The sequence below is a fragment of the Streptomyces sp. CA2R106 genome (assembly GCF_037034245.1).
Lineage (GTDB): Bacteria > Actinomycetota > Actinomycetes > Streptomycetales > Streptomycetaceae > Actinacidiphila.
In genome coordinates this window covers 13,270-30,754 of record NZ_JBAGKC010000032.1, presented here as the reverse complement: position 1 = coordinate 30,754, position 17,485 = coordinate 13,270, and the positions used below count along the sequence as shown (strand labels likewise).

The 17,485-nt window shown below is 72.0% G+C and carries 14 protein-coding genes; 7 read left to right on the top strand and 7 right to left on the bottom strand.

The features are described 5' to 3' along the window. Positions 1-63: 63 nt before the first annotated feature. A complete protein-coding gene (locus WA788_RS30510; protein ID WP_335982831.1) occupies positions 64-2,817 on the bottom strand; it encodes a glycoside hydrolase family 97 catalytic domain-containing protein in 2,754 nt (917 codons plus the stop codon). Between the two features lie 190 nt (positions 2,818-3,007). After that, entirely contained in the window at positions 3,008-3,616 is a 609-nt protein-coding gene (locus WA788_RS30505; RefSeq protein ID WP_335982829.1) for a DinB family protein, read from the bottom strand. 803 nt (positions 3,617-4,419) lie between these two features. Between WA788_RS30505 and WA788_RS30500 the strand changes: the two genes are divergently transcribed. The 6 genes from WA788_RS30500 to WA788_RS30475 all read left to right on the top strand — a co-directional run bounded on the left by WA788_RS30500 (position 4,420) and on the right by WA788_RS30475 (position 10,313). Continuing rightward, complete coding sequence (locus WA788_RS30500; protein ID WP_334476569.1) at positions 4,420-4,695, top strand: hypothetical protein; 276 nt, start codon at positions 4,420-4,422, stop codon at positions 4,693-4,695. Further along, the gene (locus WA788_RS30495; protein ID WP_335982824.1) at positions 4,692-5,102 is read left to right on the top strand and encodes a type II toxin-antitoxin system VapC family toxin; all 411 of its coding nucleotides are present in this window, start codon (positions 4,692-4,694) and stop codon (positions 5,100-5,102) included. The genes WA788_RS30500 and WA788_RS30495 overlap by 4 nt, the downstream gene beginning before the upstream one ends. A gap of 374 nt (positions 5,103-5,476) precedes the next feature. Continuing rightward, positions 5,477-5,923, top strand: a complete 447-nt coding sequence (locus WA788_RS30490; RefSeq protein WP_335982821.1) for a MarR family winged helix-turn-helix transcriptional regulator — start codon at positions 5,477-5,479, stop codon at positions 5,921-5,923. A gap of 109 nt (positions 5,924-6,032) precedes the next feature. Beyond that, positions 6,033-7,385, top strand: a complete 1,353-nt coding sequence (locus WA788_RS30485; RefSeq protein WP_335982922.1) for an MFS transporter — start codon at positions 6,033-6,035, stop codon at positions 7,383-7,385. Between the two features lie 165 nt (positions 7,386-7,550). After that, positions 7,551-8,108, top strand: a complete 558-nt coding sequence (locus WA788_RS30480) for a cysteine hydrolase family protein (RefSeq protein WP_335982819.1) — start codon at positions 7,551-7,553, stop codon at positions 8,106-8,108. Positions 8,109-8,258: 150 nt separating this feature from the next. Continuing rightward, a complete protein-coding gene (locus WA788_RS30475) occupies positions 8,259-10,313 on the top strand; it encodes a LamG-like jellyroll fold domain-containing protein (RefSeq protein WP_335982816.1) in 2,055 nt (684 codons plus the stop codon). A gap of 89 nt (positions 10,314-10,402) precedes the next feature. Here WA788_RS30475 and WA788_RS30470 read toward each other — a convergent pair whose 3' ends face one another. The 5 genes from WA788_RS30470 to gmd all read right to left on the bottom strand — a co-directional run bounded on the left by WA788_RS30470 (position 10,403) and on the right by gmd (position 16,385). Beyond that, the gene (locus WA788_RS30470; RefSeq protein WP_335982814.1) at positions 10,403-11,284 is read right to left on the bottom strand and encodes an NmrA family NAD(P)-binding protein; all 882 of its coding nucleotides are present in this window, start codon (positions 11,282-11,284) and stop codon (positions 10,403-10,405) included. Between the two features lie 120 nt (positions 11,285-11,404). Then, positions 11,405-12,229, bottom strand: coding sequence for a glycosyltransferase family 2 protein (locus tag WA788_RS30465; protein ID WP_335982812.1), 825 nt, complete (start codon positions 12,227-12,229; stop codon positions 11,405-11,407). Further along, a complete protein-coding gene (locus WA788_RS30460; protein ID WP_335982809.1) occupies positions 12,226-13,026 on the bottom strand; it encodes a hypothetical protein in 801 nt (266 codons plus the stop codon). Before WA788_RS30460 ends, WA788_RS30465 begins: the two co-directional genes overlap by 4 nt. After that, positions 13,023-15,242: a LamG-like jellyroll fold domain-containing protein gene (locus tag WA788_RS30455; RefSeq protein ID WP_335982806.1), complete on the bottom strand. Its 2,220-nt coding sequence runs from the start codon at positions 15,240-15,242 to the stop codon at positions 13,023-13,025. The genes WA788_RS30460 and WA788_RS30455 overlap by 4 nt, the downstream gene beginning before the upstream one ends. A gap of 129 nt (positions 15,243-15,371) precedes the next feature. Then, on the bottom strand, positions 15,372-16,385 hold the full coding sequence (gmd, locus tag WA788_RS30450; protein ID WP_335982920.1) for a GDP-mannose 4,6-dehydratase: 1,014 nt from the start codon (positions 16,383-16,385) through the stop codon (positions 15,372-15,374). Positions 16,386-16,520: 135 nt separating this feature from the next. Between gmd and WA788_RS30445 the strand changes: the two genes are divergently transcribed. Continuing rightward, complete coding sequence (locus tag WA788_RS30445) at positions 16,521-17,483, top strand: GDP-L-fucose synthase family protein (protein ID WP_335982804.1); 963 nt, start codon at positions 16,521-16,523, stop codon at positions 17,481-17,483. Positions 17,484-17,485 lie beyond the last annotated feature (2 nt).

Genomic DNA, 17,485 nt, shown 5'->3' with positions numbered 1-17,485 from the left:
GCCACCTCGAACGGGTGACGGGGCAGCGGTCCGGGTGCCGCGTGCGGTGTGCGGCGGCGGACGTCAGTCGGCGCAGGTGAGCTGGGCCAGCCCCCAGTCCGCGTGGTCGTAGTTCTTGCCGTCGCCGCCGTCACCGACGGCCAGGCTCAGGGTGTGCACCCCGGTGGTGTCGACGGACAGGTCCACCGCGCTCTGTCCGCCGCGGATCACGTCGGTGGCGGCGAGCTGCCGCCCGTCGTCGCCGAGCACGGTGAAGGTGACGCTGCCCTGCCCGCCGGTCTCGTCGTCGACCCCGACATGGGCCTCGAAGCGGGTGCAGCGGCCCTGGAGGTCGATCTGCACCTGGGCCGGGGCGTTCATGCCCAGGCCCTTGGCGTACACGGTGCCGTCGATGGTCAGCGGGTTCCCGTCCTGCCCGCCCGCCTCGCCGTTGGACTGGTCGCGCTCGACCGGCCCGTAGCCGTTGGTCTCGGAGAGGAACGGCTGGTCGCTGGCGTAGACCGTGCCGTGCAGAGGTACGGAGACCTGCACGACCTCCTCGACGTGGATGGGCGGGGCGTTGCCGCCGGCCGGGTCGGCGTAGGTGGCCACCACGGGCACATCGACCTCGCCGCCCGGCTGGTCCTTGCCGACCGTCACGGTCCAGTGGCCGGCGAGCGGCTTGCCCGCCGGCAGCGAACCGGCCGCCACCGCCGGTCCGTTGGCGCTCCAGCCGGCGGGGAGCCGGTCGCGGTCCACGGCCAGCCGCACCTGCCGCAGGGCCGTTCCCTGGGGCAGTTCGAACGTCGCGTCGATCCCGACCGTGGTGCCGGCGCCCGCGGTCACGGCCGAGGGGGTCGGCGCCAGCGTCGTGGCCGGCGCGGTGATCACCGGGTTCTCGCAGTCGGTGCGGCCCTTGGCGGCGGGGCAGGCCAGGGCGACGAAACCGCCGTTGGCGGCGGCCGGCACCGTCAGCGTGTCCTGCGCGGTCACCGTCCTCACGGTGCGCACCAGTTGGCCGTCGCTGTCGCCGACCGTCTCCACCAGCCAGCTGCCCTTGCCGAGGAAGCCGAGCGGCGCCTTCATCGTGTCGCTCGCGCCGGCCAGGATGCCGCCGACGAACCAGCGGTCGCCGTTGCGGCGGGCGATGACGGCCTGCCGGTCACCGGCCGGCTGCTGGCCGGGGCCGCCGGAGACCAGGTGCGTCTCGTCCCAGGTGGTGGGGAGTTGTTCGAGGAAGCGCTCGGCCACCGGCTGCGCGGCGAACCCCTCGGGGTTGTCGCCCAGCGAGGTCCACCCGGACTCGTAGACCACGGGCAGCGCCAGCTCGTGGGCGAGCGAGTCCTGCCGGTTGGGGCGGGAGAACCAGGTCGGGGTGTAGTCCATCGAGCCGACGATGTTGCGGGTGAAGGCGAGGAAGATGTCGCGGGTGGGGTTCTGCCCGTTCTCCTCACCGCGGACCGCCTCCACGCTCATCACCTGCGGCCAGGTGCGCTGGAGGCCGCGCGGGATCGTGGCGCCGTGGAAGTCGATCACCAGCCTGAGCCGGGCCGTGTCGCGCAGGATGGCGTCGTACCACTGGAAGGTGGACTGGGAGTCGGAGTACATGTAGTCGACCTTGACGCCCGCCACGCCCCACGCCTTGACCTTCGGCAGCCAGGCGTCGCGCTGGGCCTGGGTCTTGAGGTCGTTCCAGTCGAACCACAGGATCACGTCCACGCCCTTGGCCCGCGCGTAGCGGACCAGCTCGGGCACCCAGCTCGCCTGCCAGCCGGCGTCCACGAGCGTGTAGCGCAGGCGGTGGGCGGCTGCGTAGTCCACGAAGTCCTTCTGGCGGTCGAAGTCGCCGGGGCTGTCACCGTCGCTCAGCCAGGACCAGTCGTCCACGCCCGGCCGAATCCAGGAGGTGTCCTTCACCTTCGAGGGCGGCGCGAGGTCGTCCACCAGGGTCGAGCCGACCAGCGTGTCCAGGCTGCCCACGATCGCGGTGCGCCAGGGCGTGGACAGCGGCCCCTGCGAGGTGACGGGCGCGTCGTCCGCCAGCGCGACGGAGTACGTGCCGCTGCCGTCCACGTGGTCGAGGTGGCTGCCGGAGTAGCGGCCGTCCACGTCGGCCTCGGTGAGCAGCACGTAGGTGCTGCCCTCCTCGAAGAGCGTCGGGTAGCCGAAGGAGCAGGTGGTGCCGGTGCACGTCTTGGGCTGGGCTTCGTTGGCCGCGCCGGCCGTGGTCTCGGTCCGCTCCGTCTCGTAGCTGGTCGCGTACGGCTGGACCCAGGCTTTGGCGTCTGTCGGCAGTGCGAAGGACGAGGTCTCGGCGGTGACCGTCACGGGGCCGGTGCTGGTGCCGGTGCCGGTGTCGCTGCCGTCGAGCAGGTACCGGTAGGCGACGCCGTCGTCGGACACCCGGACAGCGACGCCGAGTTGGGCGCCGTCGGTGCCGCGGAAGGTGAACGTGGCCTCGTGCATCGTGGCCGAGCGCCGCAGTTGCTTGCCGGTGGTCATCTGGTACGACTCGTGGACCGTGCGGTCCTGGCGCCTGACCAGTTCCAGACCCGCCGTCAGGTCGTGCTGGTCGGTGCGGATTCCGAGCCGGCCCGGCAGCAGCACCGGCGTGCCGCCGCGGTCGACGGCGAGGTGCAACTCGCCCGCGGAGTCGAGGTCCAACTGCGCGGTGAGGGTCGAGCGGGCGGGGTCGTCCACCGTCCACGTGCCGGGGGAGTGCGGGGCGGAGGTGGACTGCGGGGTGGAGGCGGAGCGAGGTGCGGCGGTCGAGGGTGCGGCGGCCGCCACGACCAGTCCGCTGCCGACGAGCGCCGAAAGGGCGACCCCGGTCACCACGTTCCGGAGTCGATTACGTCGAAGTCGCATGCGTGTCCCTTGCCTTGGACCGCCGGCCCCCGCCGGAACCGATCCCTGACCGATCGTTCGCAGTTCGCGCTCCGTGGCGGGGCCCGATGGTCGTCAGATGAACAACACCGAACTTTTTCCAAGGATTTCCATCACATGTCACCGGACTTGCACACGCGCGTCAACCCTTCTGACGGAGTTCGCCACCACCCACCCCACCAACTCGCCCTCTGGCGGCCTGCTCGATCTTCGCGCGGTACGCGGCGCGGGCGTCCTCATCGATCCGCGTCTCGTGTTCGGGGCGCATCCCGGTTCGGCCGTCGACGCCTTCGCGCAGGATGTCGGCGTGCCCGGCGTGCCGGTTGGTCTCGCCGAGGACGTGGACCATGACGGCGAAGAGGTTCGTTCGGGAATGGGGCTCCGGCCACCACGGCACGTGGCCGGGGGCATCGAGGGGAAGCTCGTTGATCCTCGCGTCCGAGTGTTCCCACGTGCGCCGGTAGAACTCGATGATCTGATCGCGGGTCTCGTCCTCGGTCGCCCACAGATCGCTGCCGTCGTGGTCCTGCCACCGGGGCAGCGGTTCCGGGGAAGGGCGGCCGAAGACCTCGCCGAAGTACCTGGCCTCGACACTGGCCACGTGTTTGACCAGGCCGAGGAGGTTGCTCCCGGTCACTGTCAACGGCCGGCGGCTGTCGTACTCGGACAGGCCGTCGAGCTTCCAGACCAGCGCCTCGCGGTCCCGCCGCAGTCTCCCGTGCAGGTGGTCCTTGGCGAATTCATCGATCATGCGGGAGGAGCCTGCCATGGGCTGCTCGCGGCCTCAACGTCCCGTGCGGTGCCAGGTGTGGACGACGCGGTCATGCCGGCCCGCCGACGGTTGGACGCCGGTGCGGGGCCTCCTCTGGGACGGGGAGTGATACCAGCCCGCACTCCCCGTCACAGCTGCCGCGTGAGAACGGTATTAGGCGGTGGGGAACTGCCGGGCCTCGTCGGTGGTGAGCGGGTTGAAGCGTCGGGGTTGGGGTGTGCCGGTGCGGACGTTGTGCGTTCAGATTTTCTTCACGAGGTTCGAGGTTCTAGGCGGGCCCGGCCCGCTGGAGCTGGCCGAGCGTTGCCGACTGAGCCGCCGTTCGCCCACATGATCGGGCGCTACTGGACCGGGACGAGGCACCAACTGACCAGATTCTTCGTGCTGACCGGGGTCGTGCTTCCGGCGGAGCAAGTTGTCGCCGGCGACCGTCCTACGGCCGGATCGCAGGCGGGTCGGCCAGGGGGCCGACCCTTCACGTGCGTCGTGCGGCCTCACCAAGGGCGGTGGACGGCACTGCTCACTGCGGGGAGTGGGACCCCAGCGGCGCACCCTCGCGGCGGCCCCCTCCCCGCCAGGCCTCCTCGCTCCCGCGCTGGCGGGGCGTCGGCACTGCCACGACGCCCAGGACCGCCCTCTCCGGCGAATGGGCCGCCGGGGAAGTACCAGGCAGGCACACGCGGGGGCACCGAGCAAGTTCCTGGCAGCCCTCGCGCGACTGCGGGGGTGAACCCCTGTCGATCCGGCTGTCCGAGGGCGTGGGGCCGTCTTACACTGCTGGCGTGACCGCTGCATACGACTACGAGGACATGCACCACCTGGTGGACCGGCTCACCCCGACCCAGGTGCGACGCCTGCGCCTGCTCGTGACCCAGGACGAGGAACTGTCCCAGGTCGCCCAGTCACTGCCGGCAGTCGACGCGAACGAGGCCGAGGAGTCGGTCCCGGCTGGGCTGCTGGCCCTGATCGGCAGCGTGAATGGTCCAGAGGATCTGGCTGAACGGCACGACGACTACATCCGCGAGCGGATGCGCGAGCGCTTCGGCGACTCGGCGTGATCGCGACGGTCCTGGACACCGGACCCCTGGCGGCGGCGTTCAACGCGGCCGACCGGCGTCACCCGGAGTGCGCCTCCCTGCTGACGTCGCTGACCGGTCGCCGTCTGCTGCCCAGCCCGGTCATGACCGAGGTCTGCTGGCTGCTGGAGCGCTGGCCCCAGGTCGAAGCGGCCTTCCTCGCCGAGGTCGCACGGGGAACATTCGAGCTGGTCCACCTCACTCCCGCCGATCTGACGCGCATGGGTGAGCTGGTCCTCCAGTACGCCGACTTCCCGCTCGGCGGGGTCGACGCCTCCGTCATCGCGGTGGCCGAGCGCTTCGGCGTGGACCGGGTAGCCACCCTCGACCGGCGGCACTTCAGCGTAGTCAAGCCCGCCCACGTTCCCGCGCTGACACTCCTGCCGTAGCCCCGCTGACGGCAACAAGCACGGACGCCAGGGCACAACTACGGACGCCAGCGGAGCACGAAACCGCCGATGACCTGCGAAAACGCAGGTGGGGAGGGGTCGCGTAGCACACGTACTATGTGCTGGCCGCCGCCACGCCGGTACTCGTTCACAACTCAGACTGCGGCCCTTGGAACTCGTACCGGAAATTCGATGCCGACGGTCATCCGGTGGGTGACGGAAATGTCGACCAGTTGCCCCGCTCCACCCCGCGCCCCCGGGAGGACTTGTACGGGTTCTCCCGGGGGCGTTGGTGTGCGGCCCGAGGGGAGGTGCGCAGGCTAGCTGCGCAGGGAAACTGGACAGCTTGGCCTGTCTAATTTACGGTGGGGTGCATGAGCACAGAGAGCACCCCGTCGGCCTCGGCGGTTCGGGCGTCGAACGACGTGCGGGCCGTGATCAGGCGGCTGCGCCGCAAAGTGCGGGCTGCCGCGGCGGACGACGGCTTCGTGTTCGCCCGGATGTCGGTGCTCGGGCAGCTGATGGACAACGACCACCTCACCGTGAGCGACCTCGCCGCGATCGAGGGGATGCGGCACCAGTCGATGGCCGCGACGATCGCCGGGCTGGCCGAGCTGGGGATGGTCGAGCGCCGCCGGGACCCGGACGACGGCCGGCGGCTGCTGATCGGGCTCACCGCGGAGGGGCGGCGCCAGGCCGAAGCGGGCCGGCAGGCGCGCGGCGAATGGCTGGCGGGCGAGCTGGAGCACAAGTGCACCGAGGAAGAGCGGCAGACCGTGATCGCCGCCATGGCCGTACTGGAGCGACTCGTCCGTGACTGAGCAGGAGCAGGGGCAGGGGCAGAAGCAGGAAGAGGGCCAGGAGCAGACCGCCGAGGCCGCGCCCGGCGCCCCTGCCGGCAAGACGTTCGACCGCCGCCTCATCCCCCCGATGATGCTGGGATCGGTACTCAACCCGATCAACTCCACGATCATCGCGGTCGCCCTCGTGCCGATCGGCAAGGCGTTCGGGGCGCCGCCCTCGCAGACCGCGTGGCTGGTCTCGGCGCTGTACCTGGCCACCGCGCTGGGCCAGCCGATCGTCGGGCGGCTGATCGACATCTTCGGCCCGCGCCGGCTGTTCCTGCTGAGTACGGGCCTGGTCGGCGTCGCCGGAGTCGTCGGCACCCTGGCACCCGACCTGGGGGTGCTGATCGCCGCGCGGGTCGTGCTCGGCTTCGGCACGTGCGCGGGCTACCCCGCCGCGATGGCGCTGCTGCGCAGCGAGGCCGCGCGGACCGGCCAGGACAGCCCGGCGGGCGTGCTGACCACCCTCGCCGTCGCCAACCAGACGATCGCCGTGGTCGGACCGCTGCTGGGCGGCGTGCTGATCGGACTGGGCGGCTGGCGCGTCACCTTCGCGCTCAACATCCCGCTGTCCGTGCTCGCGGTCGCGCTCGGCGCCCTGCGGCTGCCGAAACAGCAGGGCGAACGGCCGGCAGCCCGGCGGGAGTTGGCCGCACGCATCGACCTGCCCGGCATGGGCCTGTTCGCGGCGATGCTCTTCTCCCTGCTGCTCTTCCTGATGAACCTGCACCTCGCCAACTGGTACCTGCTGCTGATCACCCTCGCCGCCGGAACCGCCTTCGCCGTACGGGAGTTGCGCGCCCCCACCCCCTTCATCGACCTGCGGGTGCTGGGCGGCAACACCCCGCTGCTCGCCACCTACGGCCGGTCGCTGGTCGCGTACGTCGTGTCGTACGCCTTCCTCTACGGCTTCACGCAGTGGACCGAGGAGGGGTACGGGCTGACGCCCTTCCACGCCGGGCTGGTGCAGATACCGATGTTCCTGGTGGGGATCTGCGTGTCCGTGACGGTCGGGCGGCGGCGCGGGGTGGTCGGGAAGCTGCTGCTCGGCGCGGTGGGCCAGATCGCGGCGTGCGCGCTGATGCTGGGCCTCACGGCGGGCAGCCCGCTGTGGATGCTGGTGCTGCTGGCCGTCGTCTTCGGCGTGCCGCAGGGCGCGAACAGCCTCGCGTTGCAGAACTCCGTGTACTTCCAGTCCGATCCGGAGCGCACCGGGTCCTCGGCGGGGCTGCTGCGGACCTTCGGCTACCTCGGGTCGATGATCGCCTCCTCCGCCACCGCCGTGTCCTTCGGCGACCGCGCGAGCACCGGCGGGATGCACCACCTGGCGTGGTTCATGCTCGGCGCCGGGGCGCTGTACCTGCTGGCCACCGCCTTCGACCGCACGCTGCGGCGCCTGCCGACCGGGGACGGGCCGGGGAAACGATCCGCCGCGTAAAACACCTACCGGCCAGCCACCCGGTCACCCGCCCGGCCAACGACCAACTCCCTTGCCGCGCCCGCCCGTCGGCCCACCCGCCCCGCGCCCGCGGCCACCCAGCCCCACCCATTTCCGCACCTCCGCACCTCCGCACGACGAACCACCCTCACGAAAGGCCGAACCGTGTCCCGTACCGCCCTGCTCGCCATGGACCTCCAGCAGACCACCGTCACGCACGTGTCCCCGGACTACGTCCCGGCCGCCGCGGCCGCCCTGGCAACCGCCCGTGCCGCCGACGTCCCGGTCATCCACGTCGCGCTGCGGCTGCGCGCCGGGCACGCGGACGCGCACCCGCGCAACAAGATCTTCGGCGCCCTGCCGAAGCACCTGTTCACCGCCGACGACCCCGGCGCCGCCTTCCACCCCGAACTGGCTCCGGTCGGCGACGAGATCGTGGTCCACAAGAACCGCGTCAGCGCCTTCGCGGGCAACAACCTCCGGCAGATCCTCGCCGCGCAGGGCATCGACCGCCTCGCCCTGGCCGGGATCGCCACCAGCGGCATCGTGCTGTCCACCGCGCTCGAGGCGGCCGACCTGGACTACCAGGTCACGGTCCTCTCCGACGCCTGCGCCGACTCCGACCCCGAGGTGCACGAGATGCTCCTGACCAGGCTGCTCAACCGCCGGGTGGACGTGGCCACCACCAAGGAGTGGGCGGCCGCCCTGGAGTCCGCGCACTGAGCACGACCGCGGGTCACCCGGCTACCACACCGGGTGACCCGCGGCCCGGAGTTGGGGGAGAGTTCGGCGGACGGACCCCGAAGTGCCGTGCCGCCGTAGGCGGAAGATCCCTAGCGTGACGCCGTTCGAATCCCCACCTTTGGAGTGGACATGCACGGCTCACCCGACAGCGCGCCCGGGTCCCACCAGGCGCACGAGACCAGCGGCGGCGAGGACGGGCAGTGCGCCTGCCCGCGCACCGCGGACCTGGACGGCGAGGGCATCGCCGCCGCCAGCCGCCGCACCTTCCTGCGCGGCGCCGGCGTGCTGAGCGCGGGCGCGGCCGCGGCGGGCCTGCTCGGCACGGCCCCCGCGTACGCCGCAGCCGACAGCAAGGACGGCAAGGGCGCCAAGGGCAGCGGCGGCAGCGGCAAGGACGACGACCCGTACGGCCAGACGGCCATGACGCCCGCGCCGCGCGGCAAGTGGAGCCCGGACCCGGACGACCCCCGGTTCACCGTCGTGGTGATGCCCGACACCCAGTACATGTTCGACCAGGACCGCATCCACCCGGTGCCGGTCGAGGCGTCGTTCCGCTACGTGCTGGACCCGGCCGGGCGCGCCGGCGGCGACGACGAGAACATCGTCTTCCTCGCGCACCTCGGCGACGTCACCAACAACGGCCTGGCCGAGGAGTACACCGCGGCCACCAAGGTCTTCGACATGCTGGACCGGGCGGGCGCGGCGTACGGCGTCCTCGCGGGCAACCACGACGTCTCCGGCGACGACCAGCGCGGCTCCACCCCCTACCTCCAGACCTTCACCCCGGCGCGGGCCAAGCGCACCGCGGGCTACCACTCCTCCAGCCCGGACGGCTACAACACCAGCCACATTTTCAAGGCCGGCGGCCGCTCCTGGATGCTGCTCTCGCTGGACTGGCGGCTGTCGGAGCAGGGCTTCGCGTGGGCCAACGCGGTGATCAAGGCCAACCCGACGCTCCCGGTGATCGTGACCACCCACGAGATCGTCGGCTCCTACGACGACGGCACCGCGGGCCTGTCGGACTACGGCCAGCAGATGTGGGACGGCCTGATCAAGGACAACGACCAGATCTTCCTGACCCTCAACGGCCACTACTGGCCGCCCGGCAGCACCGTGATGAAGAACAGCGCCGGCAACGACGTGCACCTGCACATCACCAACTACCAGGACCGGTACTACGGCGGCGCGGGCATGATCCGCTCCTACCGCTTCGACCTGACCCGCGGGGTGATCGACGTCGCGACGTTCTCGCCCTGGATTCGCGAGCTCGCGGCCGACGACGAGCTCAACGACCTCGCCGCGAAGGAGATCGAACTGACCTCCTCCGTCGACCGGTTCTCGATGGCGATCGACTTCGACCAGCGGTTCGCGGGCTTCGCACCGGTGCCGGCGCGCGCCGCCCGCCCCGCGCGGCGGATGCTGGTACCGGGCACGCTGGCGTACTGGCGCTTCGACGAGGGCGGCAAGTCGGGGTCGAACGTGGCTGCGGGCACCGTGGTCAAGGACCAGACCGGCCAGGGCAACGACCTTGCCCTGCACAGCGTTTCGGGCAGCGCCGCCGACGCGCTGACCTGGACCGGCGACCACCACCCCGACCAGCCCGGCCACGGCAGCCTGGTCTTCGCCGGACAGGGCAACCCGGTCACCGGCGCGTACTTCCGCACCGTGGACGGCGCGCCGATCAACGCCGAGACGTTCACCCGCGGTTACACCTTCGAGGTCTTCTTCAAGGTGCCCTCCGACTGGGACGGCAGCCGCAACGGCTGGTCGTCGATGCTCAGCCGCAGCGGCAGCGCGGGCAAGGCGGGCAAGACCGGCGCCTCGGCGACCGCCGACGAGCCGGTCCTGACGCTGAGCCTGTCCAGCTCGATCGAACTCCAGTGGAACGTCTACCCGGTCAACCAGGACGGCGCGGCCACCAACTGGAGCCACCTGCTCCAGCAGGAGGAGTGGTGGCACGTCGCGGTCGTCAACGACGGCCGGATCACCAAGCTGTACGTCAACGGCTGCGAGGAGGGCCGCAACCCCAACAGCACCAACACCGGCCTGACCGCGCTCGACCTGCCCTTCCTGCTGGGCGGTTACGAGTGGGCCGGCGCGGTCAGCCAGGTCTTCCACGGCTCGATCGGCGACGTGCGCATCGTGGACCGCGCGCTCGCGCCGAGCAGCTTCATGAACGCCTGAGGCCCACCCGGACGGCCCGGGCGGCTCCGGCGGTCCGACGACCCGACGGCGGCGGAACGGTGCGCGTCCGCCCGCCGCCGTACGGGTGTTCAGCCCGCCTCGACCGCGGGCCTGAGCACCTCCCGCATCCACTGGCGGTAGCTCGTCGGCGCGGTGTTCTCCGGGGTGCGCACGGCCGCGTTGTCCAGGCCGCGCGCCTTGGCGGCGGCCATGTCGAGCAGGCTGCCGGCCATCGCCTCGGAGAACCCGTACCCGGTCAGCTGCTGCCGGGTCTGCTCGCGGTCGGCCTGCTCGTAGCGGACCGGGATGCCGAGCACCTCGGCGGCGAGCGCGGCGACCTCCTCGAAGGTCAGGTCCTCCGGGCCGAGCAGGTCCAGGGTGTCCTGGCCGGTCCAGCCGCGGTCGCGCAGCAGGCGGGCGGCGAGGTCGGCGATGTCGCGGGTGGCGGTGAACGGCAGCTTGACGTCCCCGGGGACCGTCTCGGTGATGACCCCGCGCTGCCGGATCTGCGCCACCTGCCGGGTCAGGTTGTCCATGAAGCTCGGGATGGCCAGCGCCCGGAAGTGCACGCCGGTGCTGCGGATCAGGTCCTCCATCGCCAGCGACCCCGAGACGTGGCCCGCGTACAGCTGCGTGCCGCGGCCGAGCGCGGAGACGGTGACGACGTGCCGCACGCCGTGCCGGACGACCGCGTCGGCGAAGGGGATGCTGAAGGTGACATAGGCGTCGTAGACGCTGGCCGCGCGCGAGTCCGCCGGGACCAGCCAGAACACCGACTCCGCGCCCTCGACCGCGCGCTCGGCGACCTCGCGGTCCCGATGCGAGCCGACCACCACCTCCACCCGCTCGCGCACGGCCGCCGGCAGCCGGTCCGGGTCGCGCACCACCACCCGGACCTGCTCGCCGTGGTCCAGCAGGTCGGTCAGGACCCGGCTGCCGATGTGTCCGGTCGGTGCGGTGACGACGATCATGATGCGTCCTCCAGCTCGTGAAGTAAACTCCACCGTAGAGTTTACTTCATCGCCGGGGGAGGCCCGCACCCGTGCGGGCGGGCCGGCCGGGCCGGGGCGCCCGCACGGGGTGGATCGGGCTCAACCGCGCCGGTACTCGCGGGCCTTGAGGCCGATCTGCCAGCGGTAGAAGCTCATCGCCAGCGCGTAGTCCAGGCCGGCCCGGCCGTCGAGGAAGCCCCGCCGGTAGACGTAGGCGTACGCGAAGGAGACCAGCGGCTTCAGCGGCGCCCGGTGGAAGAGCTGCCCCTGCCGGGACTTCACCCGGCGGATGTCCTCCTTCACCGCCGGGTGGACCTCCAGCCACGCCTCCCAGTCGGAGTAGCGGTTGTGGCGCTCGAACCAGGTGCGCACCGGGTCGAGGTCCTCGTGCTCGATCGGGGCGCGCAGCCGGGCCGCGGAGGGCGCCAGCGGCTGGTAGTGGCCCTCCTGCTCGCCCATGCCGGGCGCGTCGAGGTCGGCGGGCTCGGGGAAGCGGCAGCGGGTGCGGTCGAGCAGGGCCCGCTTGACGATGGTGTGGCCGTGCCGCAGCCGCCGCCCGGCGAACCAGTAGCCGAGCGGGATGTCGAACGCGGCCACCGACGGCGGCCCGGCGGCGAAGGCGGCCCGCAGTTCGGCGAGCAGTTCGCGGCTGGGCGTCTCGTCGCCGTCGAGGAAGAGCACCCACGGGATCTCGGGCCGGACCCGGTCCAGGCACCACTGCTTCTTCTTCGGGTAGCCGCCGTCCCAGGTGTACTCGACCACCTCCGCGCCCAGCCCCGCCGCGATCTTGCAGGTGTCGTCGGTGCTGTGCGAGTCCACCACGACCACCGCCCGGACGTGGCCGACGACGGAGGAGACCGTACGGGCGATGTTCTCCGCCTCGTTCCTGGTCGGGATCACCACGACCAGCGGGAGTGTGCTCACGAGGTCCTTCCGGAAGGGGTGGCGGACGGGGAGGAGGGCGCGCCCGGGGACGTGCTCGGGGACGCCGAGGCCGACGCCGGTGCGGTGATCGGCGGCAGCCAGGCGTAGCAGCCGCTGGAGCTGACCGTGCGCGCGCCGGGCGCCACCGTCAGCACCGCCTTCGCCGGGGTCGCGGCGGCACCCGACGCGAGCGTGGTGCCGTCGGCGCCGGTCACCCGCCAGGTGCAGGTGGGCGACACGCTCGGCGCCCGGTAGCGCCCCGGCGCCACCGACGTGCCCGCGACCGCCCGCGCCGCCACCGGGTGGGTGCCGTCGCCGAAGCCGTGCGCGGCCGCGGTCACGACGTACGCCTGGTCCGGGCACAGGGTGCGGACGGCCGCGGTGGCGCCGGACAGGCTGATGTCGCCGGTGACGACGGCGCTCGCCGCCACCGCCGGGTCGATCGCGGAGGTACGGGTCAGCCGGTCGCACACCTCCTGGCCGCCTTCGAGGACGGCCACCGGGTCCTCGCCCTTGGGCACCCGCCCGGACAGGTACTTCTTCTCCGGCGCGCTGAAGGCGCCGCCGCCGGGCGGGGTGAGCTGGCTGTCGGGCACCTTCGGGCCGGAGGCGGCCGAGCCGGCCGCCTCGCTGGGAGCGTCGGCGCCGTGCGCGCCGCCGCTGCCCGCCGAGGCGGTGGCGGGCGCCGCGGTCGCGTGGTGCCCGCCGCTGCCGCAGGCAGCGAGCAGCGCCACCGCCGCCGCCGTCGCGAGGACGGCGGCGGTGGCGCGGCGGGCGCGCGCGGGGGGGACGCTCACTTGGCCGTCCCCAGCGTGTAGTGCTTCGCGACCTGCGCGGCGGTCAGCACCGTCGGGTAGACGGCGGCCTCGTCGATCGAGCCGGCGAAGTCGTCGCTGGTCGGCCGGTTCGGCCAGCCGTTGAGGTTGTCACCGCCGACCCGCCAGTAGCCGGTGTACGCCTGGCTGCCGGTCATGGTCGTGCTGGACGCCTTGAGCACGCCGTCGACGTAGAGCTTCGAGCCGCCGCTGCCCTCGGTGGCGACCACCTGGTGCCAGGCGCCGTCGTTGTACTTGGCGGAGCTGGTGAGCGTCTGGACCTTGGTGCTGACCGCGCCGTAGACCACCTGGCCGCTGTTGAGCATATAGATGTGCTTGTCGTAGTAGACGCTGGTCTGCGTCGGGTCGTTGCCGAAGCCGATGATCTTGCCGCCGGTAGTGGTGGTCGTCTTGAACCACGCCTCGACGCTGAACGTCTTCGGCTGCGGGTGCGAGCGGTCGCCGTACGTCCACTGCGAACTGCCGTTGAACGTGTACGCCTTGGAGCCGGGCACCGCGCCCGTCACGCCGTGCACCGGGCCGCCGACGCTGACGCCGCTCTCGTCGGAAGCCGAGGAGTCCGCGGTGTAGGAGCCGGACGCCGCGTCGTACCGCCAGTACAGCGTGGCGCCGTCGGCGAGCACCTGCGTCGGGTACGCCTCCGCCGACGCCGGCACCGTGGCCGAGGCGTTGGGCGACAGCGCGGTGGTGTTGGTGCCGTCGCTCGCGGTGACCCGGTAGGTGTACTTCACGCCCGGGCTCACGTCGGTGTCGGTGAAGGACAGCTGCGGGCGCACCCACGGCAGCGAACTGGCGGTGGTGGTGTAGATCGGCGTGGTGGCGCCGTTGCGGTACACCCGGTACGTCAGCAGGCTGTCGTCGTTGTCCAGGCTCGACTGCCAACTCACCTTCACCGCACCGGGCTTGATGCTGGTCACCGAGGTCTGCGGCAGGCCGGGCGCGGTGGTGTCGGGGGTGCTGGGGAAGCGGGTCAGGCCCTGCTGCGCGGTGCCGTTGACGGTGGTGAACTCCCCGCCGACCCACAGGTACTCGGTGCTACCGACCTTCGAGAACGACATCACCCGCGGGCCGATCTGCTCGCCGATCCCGTCGTTGGTGTCGGGGAACCAGGAGACCAGGTGCGGGTCGCCGACCGGCTCGGCGAGCAGGTGCTTGCGCACGCCGTTGGGGTACTCGCCCATGCTGGAGCAGTCGTGGGCGTGGCTGCCGCTGTACAGCACGCTCCCGTAGACCGCGACGGTCTGGGTGGCGCCCAGGCAGTTGTCCCGCCAGACCTGGCTGAAGTCGGTGAGGCTGAAGCGCGCCCGGCCGTCGAACACCCCGCCGCCGGTGCCCTCGTTGCCGGTGTAGAAGCTGTTGCTCGCCGGGTCGACGTAGATGGTCTTGGTCACCGAGGCGGCGTCGAAGAAACCGGTCGGGTACGCCTTCACCAGCGCGCCGGTGGCCGCGTCGACCACGGCCAGGGAGTGCGAGTCGGTGCCGTCCACCGTGTTGAAGTCGCCGCCGAGGATGGCGTCCTTGCCGTCGGGGGTCAGCGCGAGGGCCCGGCCCGGGTTGTCGACGTTCGGCGCCCACGGCAGCAGCGCGCCGTCCGAGGCGCTGACCGCCGCGTAGCGGTGCCGGGTGGTGCCGCCGACCGAGGTCACGTCGCCACCGAAGTAGACCGCGTCGTCGGTGGCCACGATGGTGCGCACGGTGCCGGAGACCGCCGGGCGGAAGGTGGTGCGCACCGTGCAGGTGGCCAGGTCGATCGCGGCCAGGCTGCTGACGCCGGTGCCGCTGACCGAGCCGAAGAAGCCGCCCGCGTAGAGCGTCTTGCCGTCGGGCGAGACAGCCAGGGCGCGGACGGTGGCGTTGTCCGAGCCGACCGTGAACGACGGCTGGCAGCCAGCGGGTTGGCCGGTGGCCGCGTTGAAGGACGCGAAGTTCGCCGCCGCCGTCTCCTGGGTGCCCGCGGCCGCGCCCGGCGGGCGGATGGTGGAGAAGGTGCCGCCCGCGAACACGTCACCGCCCGACTGCGCCATCGCCCAGACGATGCCGTTCGTCTGGTAGGTGGGCAGGTTTCCCGCGGTGATCCCGACGGGTGCTTGCAGTGCGGTCGCCGACGGCGGCCCCACCATCCCCAATGCCGCGGCTGCCAAGGCGAGGGCAGCGGTCAACACCGGCCATCTGCGCATGGGTTGCTCTCCTCTGGAACGGATAGGCGGGTGGTGCGGGGGCGTTGTACTCAGGTGCGTGCCGTGCGTGCTGCTTCAGGTAGGTGCCGTGCTTCCGGTACGTGCTGTGCTGCCGTACGCGCGGGGGCGCTAGCGGTCGATGCGGACGGCCGCGCCCGCGAGCTGGTCCGCCACCTGCTGGATGTCGGCGTCCACCATCAGCCGGGCCAACTCCTCGGCCCCGACCCGTGGTTGCCAGCCGAGCAGCTCGCGGGCCTTGGAGGCGTCGCCGATCAGCGCGTCCACCTCGCTGGGCCGCTCGTACTTCGGGTCGTAGCGCACGTGCTCGGCCGGGTCCAGGCCGGCGTGCGCGAAGGCCGTGTCCAGGAACTGCCGTACGGTGGCGGGCCGTCCGGTGGCCACCACGTAGTCCTCGGGCTCGGCGCGCTGGAGCATCCGCCACATCGCGTCCACGTACTCCGGCGCGTAGCCCCAGTCCCGGACCGCGTCCAGGTTGCCGAGGTAGAGCCGGTCCTGGAGGCCCGCCTTGATCCGGGCCACCGCGCGGGTGATCTTCCGGGTCACGAAGGTCTCACCGCGGCGCGGCGACTCGTGGTTGAACAGGATGCCGTTCACCGCGTACATCCCGTACGCCTCACGGTAGTTGACCGTCGCCCAGTAGCCGAAGACCTTCGCGCAGGCGTACGGGCTGCGCGGGTGGAAGGGGGTGCCCTCGTGCTGCGGCGGCGGGGTGGCGCCGAACATCTCGGAGGAGGAAGCCTGGTAGACGCGGGCGTCGCTGCCGCTGGCCCGTACCGCCTCCAGCAGCCGCAGCGCGCCGAGCCCGGTGACGTCACCGGTGTACATCGGCGCGTCGAAGGAGACCCGCACATGCGACTGGGCGCCGAGGTTGTAGATCTCGTCCGGCCGCACCTCGCGCAGCAGGTTCACCAGCCCCACCCCGTCGGCCAGGTCCGCGTGGTGCAGCACCAGCGACCGGTGCGCCTCCTGCGGGCCCTGGTAGATGTGGTCGATCCGCTCGGTGTTGAACGACGAGGAGCGCCGCACGATGCCGTGCACCGTGTAGCCCTTCGACAGCAGCAGTTCGGCCAGGTACGAGCCGTCCTGCCCGGTGACGCCGGTGATGAGGGCGGTCTTGCCCACAAGTTCCCCCAAGAGGTGGAGTAGTCGGGCGGACACCCGGGACAGGGTGCCAGGGCGAGTCGGCCGAAGTCAGGGAATTGACGGAAAGAAGGGATCGGCACCGCGGTGTCCCGATCGGCTGGCACAATCGCCGCCATGAGCGAACTGCTGCCGCCCGGCGCCCGGATATTCGTCGCCGGCCACCGCGGGCTGGTCGGCTCCGCGATCGCCCGCCGGCTGACCGCCGACGGCCACCGGGTGCTCACCCGCACCCGCGCCGAACTCGACCTGCGCGACGCCGCCGCCACGGCCGCCTACCTGCACGGCACCCGGCCCGACGCGGTGGTACTGGCCGCCGCCCGGGTCGGGGGGATCATGGCCAACGCCACCCACCCGGTGCAGTTCCTGGAGGACAACCTCGCCATCCAGCTCAGCGTGATCGCCGGCGCCCACCAGGCGGGCGTGGCCCGCCTGCTCTTCCTCGGCTCCAGCTGCATCTACCCGCGGCTGGCCGAGCAGCCCATCCGCGAAGAGGCCCTGCTCACCGGCCCGTTGGAGCCCACCAACGAGGCGTACGCGCTCGCCAAGATCGCCGGCATCGTCCAGGTGCGCTCCTACCGGCGGCAGTACGGCGCCGGCTTCGTCTCCGCGATGCCCACCAACCTCTACGGGCCCGGCGACAACTTCGACCTCGCCACCTCGCACGTGCTGCCCGCACTCATCCGCCGCTTCCACGAAGCCGCGCAGGGCGGCCTGCCCGAAGTGGTGCTGTGGGGCAGCGGCACCCCGCGCCGCGAGTTCCTGCACGTCGACGACCTCGCGTCGGCCTGCGCGCTGCTGCTGCGCCACTACGACGCGGACGAACCGGTCAACGTCGGCTGCGGCACCGACCTGACCATCCGCGAACTCGCCGAGACCGTACGGGACGTGGTCGGCTACCGCGGCGCGATCGGCTGGGACACCGGCAAGCCCGACGGCACCCCGCGCAAACTGCTGGACGTGACCCGGCTGCACGCGCTGGGCTGGCGGCCGCGGATCGCGCTGCGCGACGGCATCGCCGCGGTCTACGACCACTGGCGCACCGCGCCCGCGGCCGCCCGGTCTGTGTCCGGCTCCTGACC

Coding starts and splice junctions, on each gene's coding strand:
- WA788_RS30490 (WP_335982821.1), top strand. CDS start 5,477: ATGAGCACAGAGAGCACCCCGTCGGCCTCGGCGGTTCGGGCGTCGAAC.
- WA788_RS30485 (WP_335982922.1), top strand. CDS start 6,033: ATGATGCTGGGATCGGTACTCAACCCGATCAACTCCACGATCATCGCG.
- WA788_RS30445 (WP_335982804.1), top strand. CDS start 16,521: ATGAGCGAACTGCTGCCGCCCGGCGCCCGGATATTCGTCGCCGGCCAC.
- WA788_RS30455 (WP_335982806.1), bottom strand. CDS start 15,242: ATGCGCAGATGGCCGGTGTTGACCGCTGCCCTCGCCTTGGCAGCCGCG.
- WA788_RS30505 (WP_335982829.1), bottom strand. CDS start 3,616: ATGATCGATGAATTCGCCAAGGACCACCTGCACGGGAGACTGCGGCGG.
- WA788_RS30475 (WP_335982816.1), top strand. CDS start 8,259: ATGCACGGCTCACCCGACAGCGCGCCCGGGTCCCACCAGGCGCACGAG.
- WA788_RS30470 (WP_335982814.1), bottom strand. CDS start 11,284: ATGATCGTCGTCACCGCACCGACCGGACACATCGGCAGCCGGGTCCTG.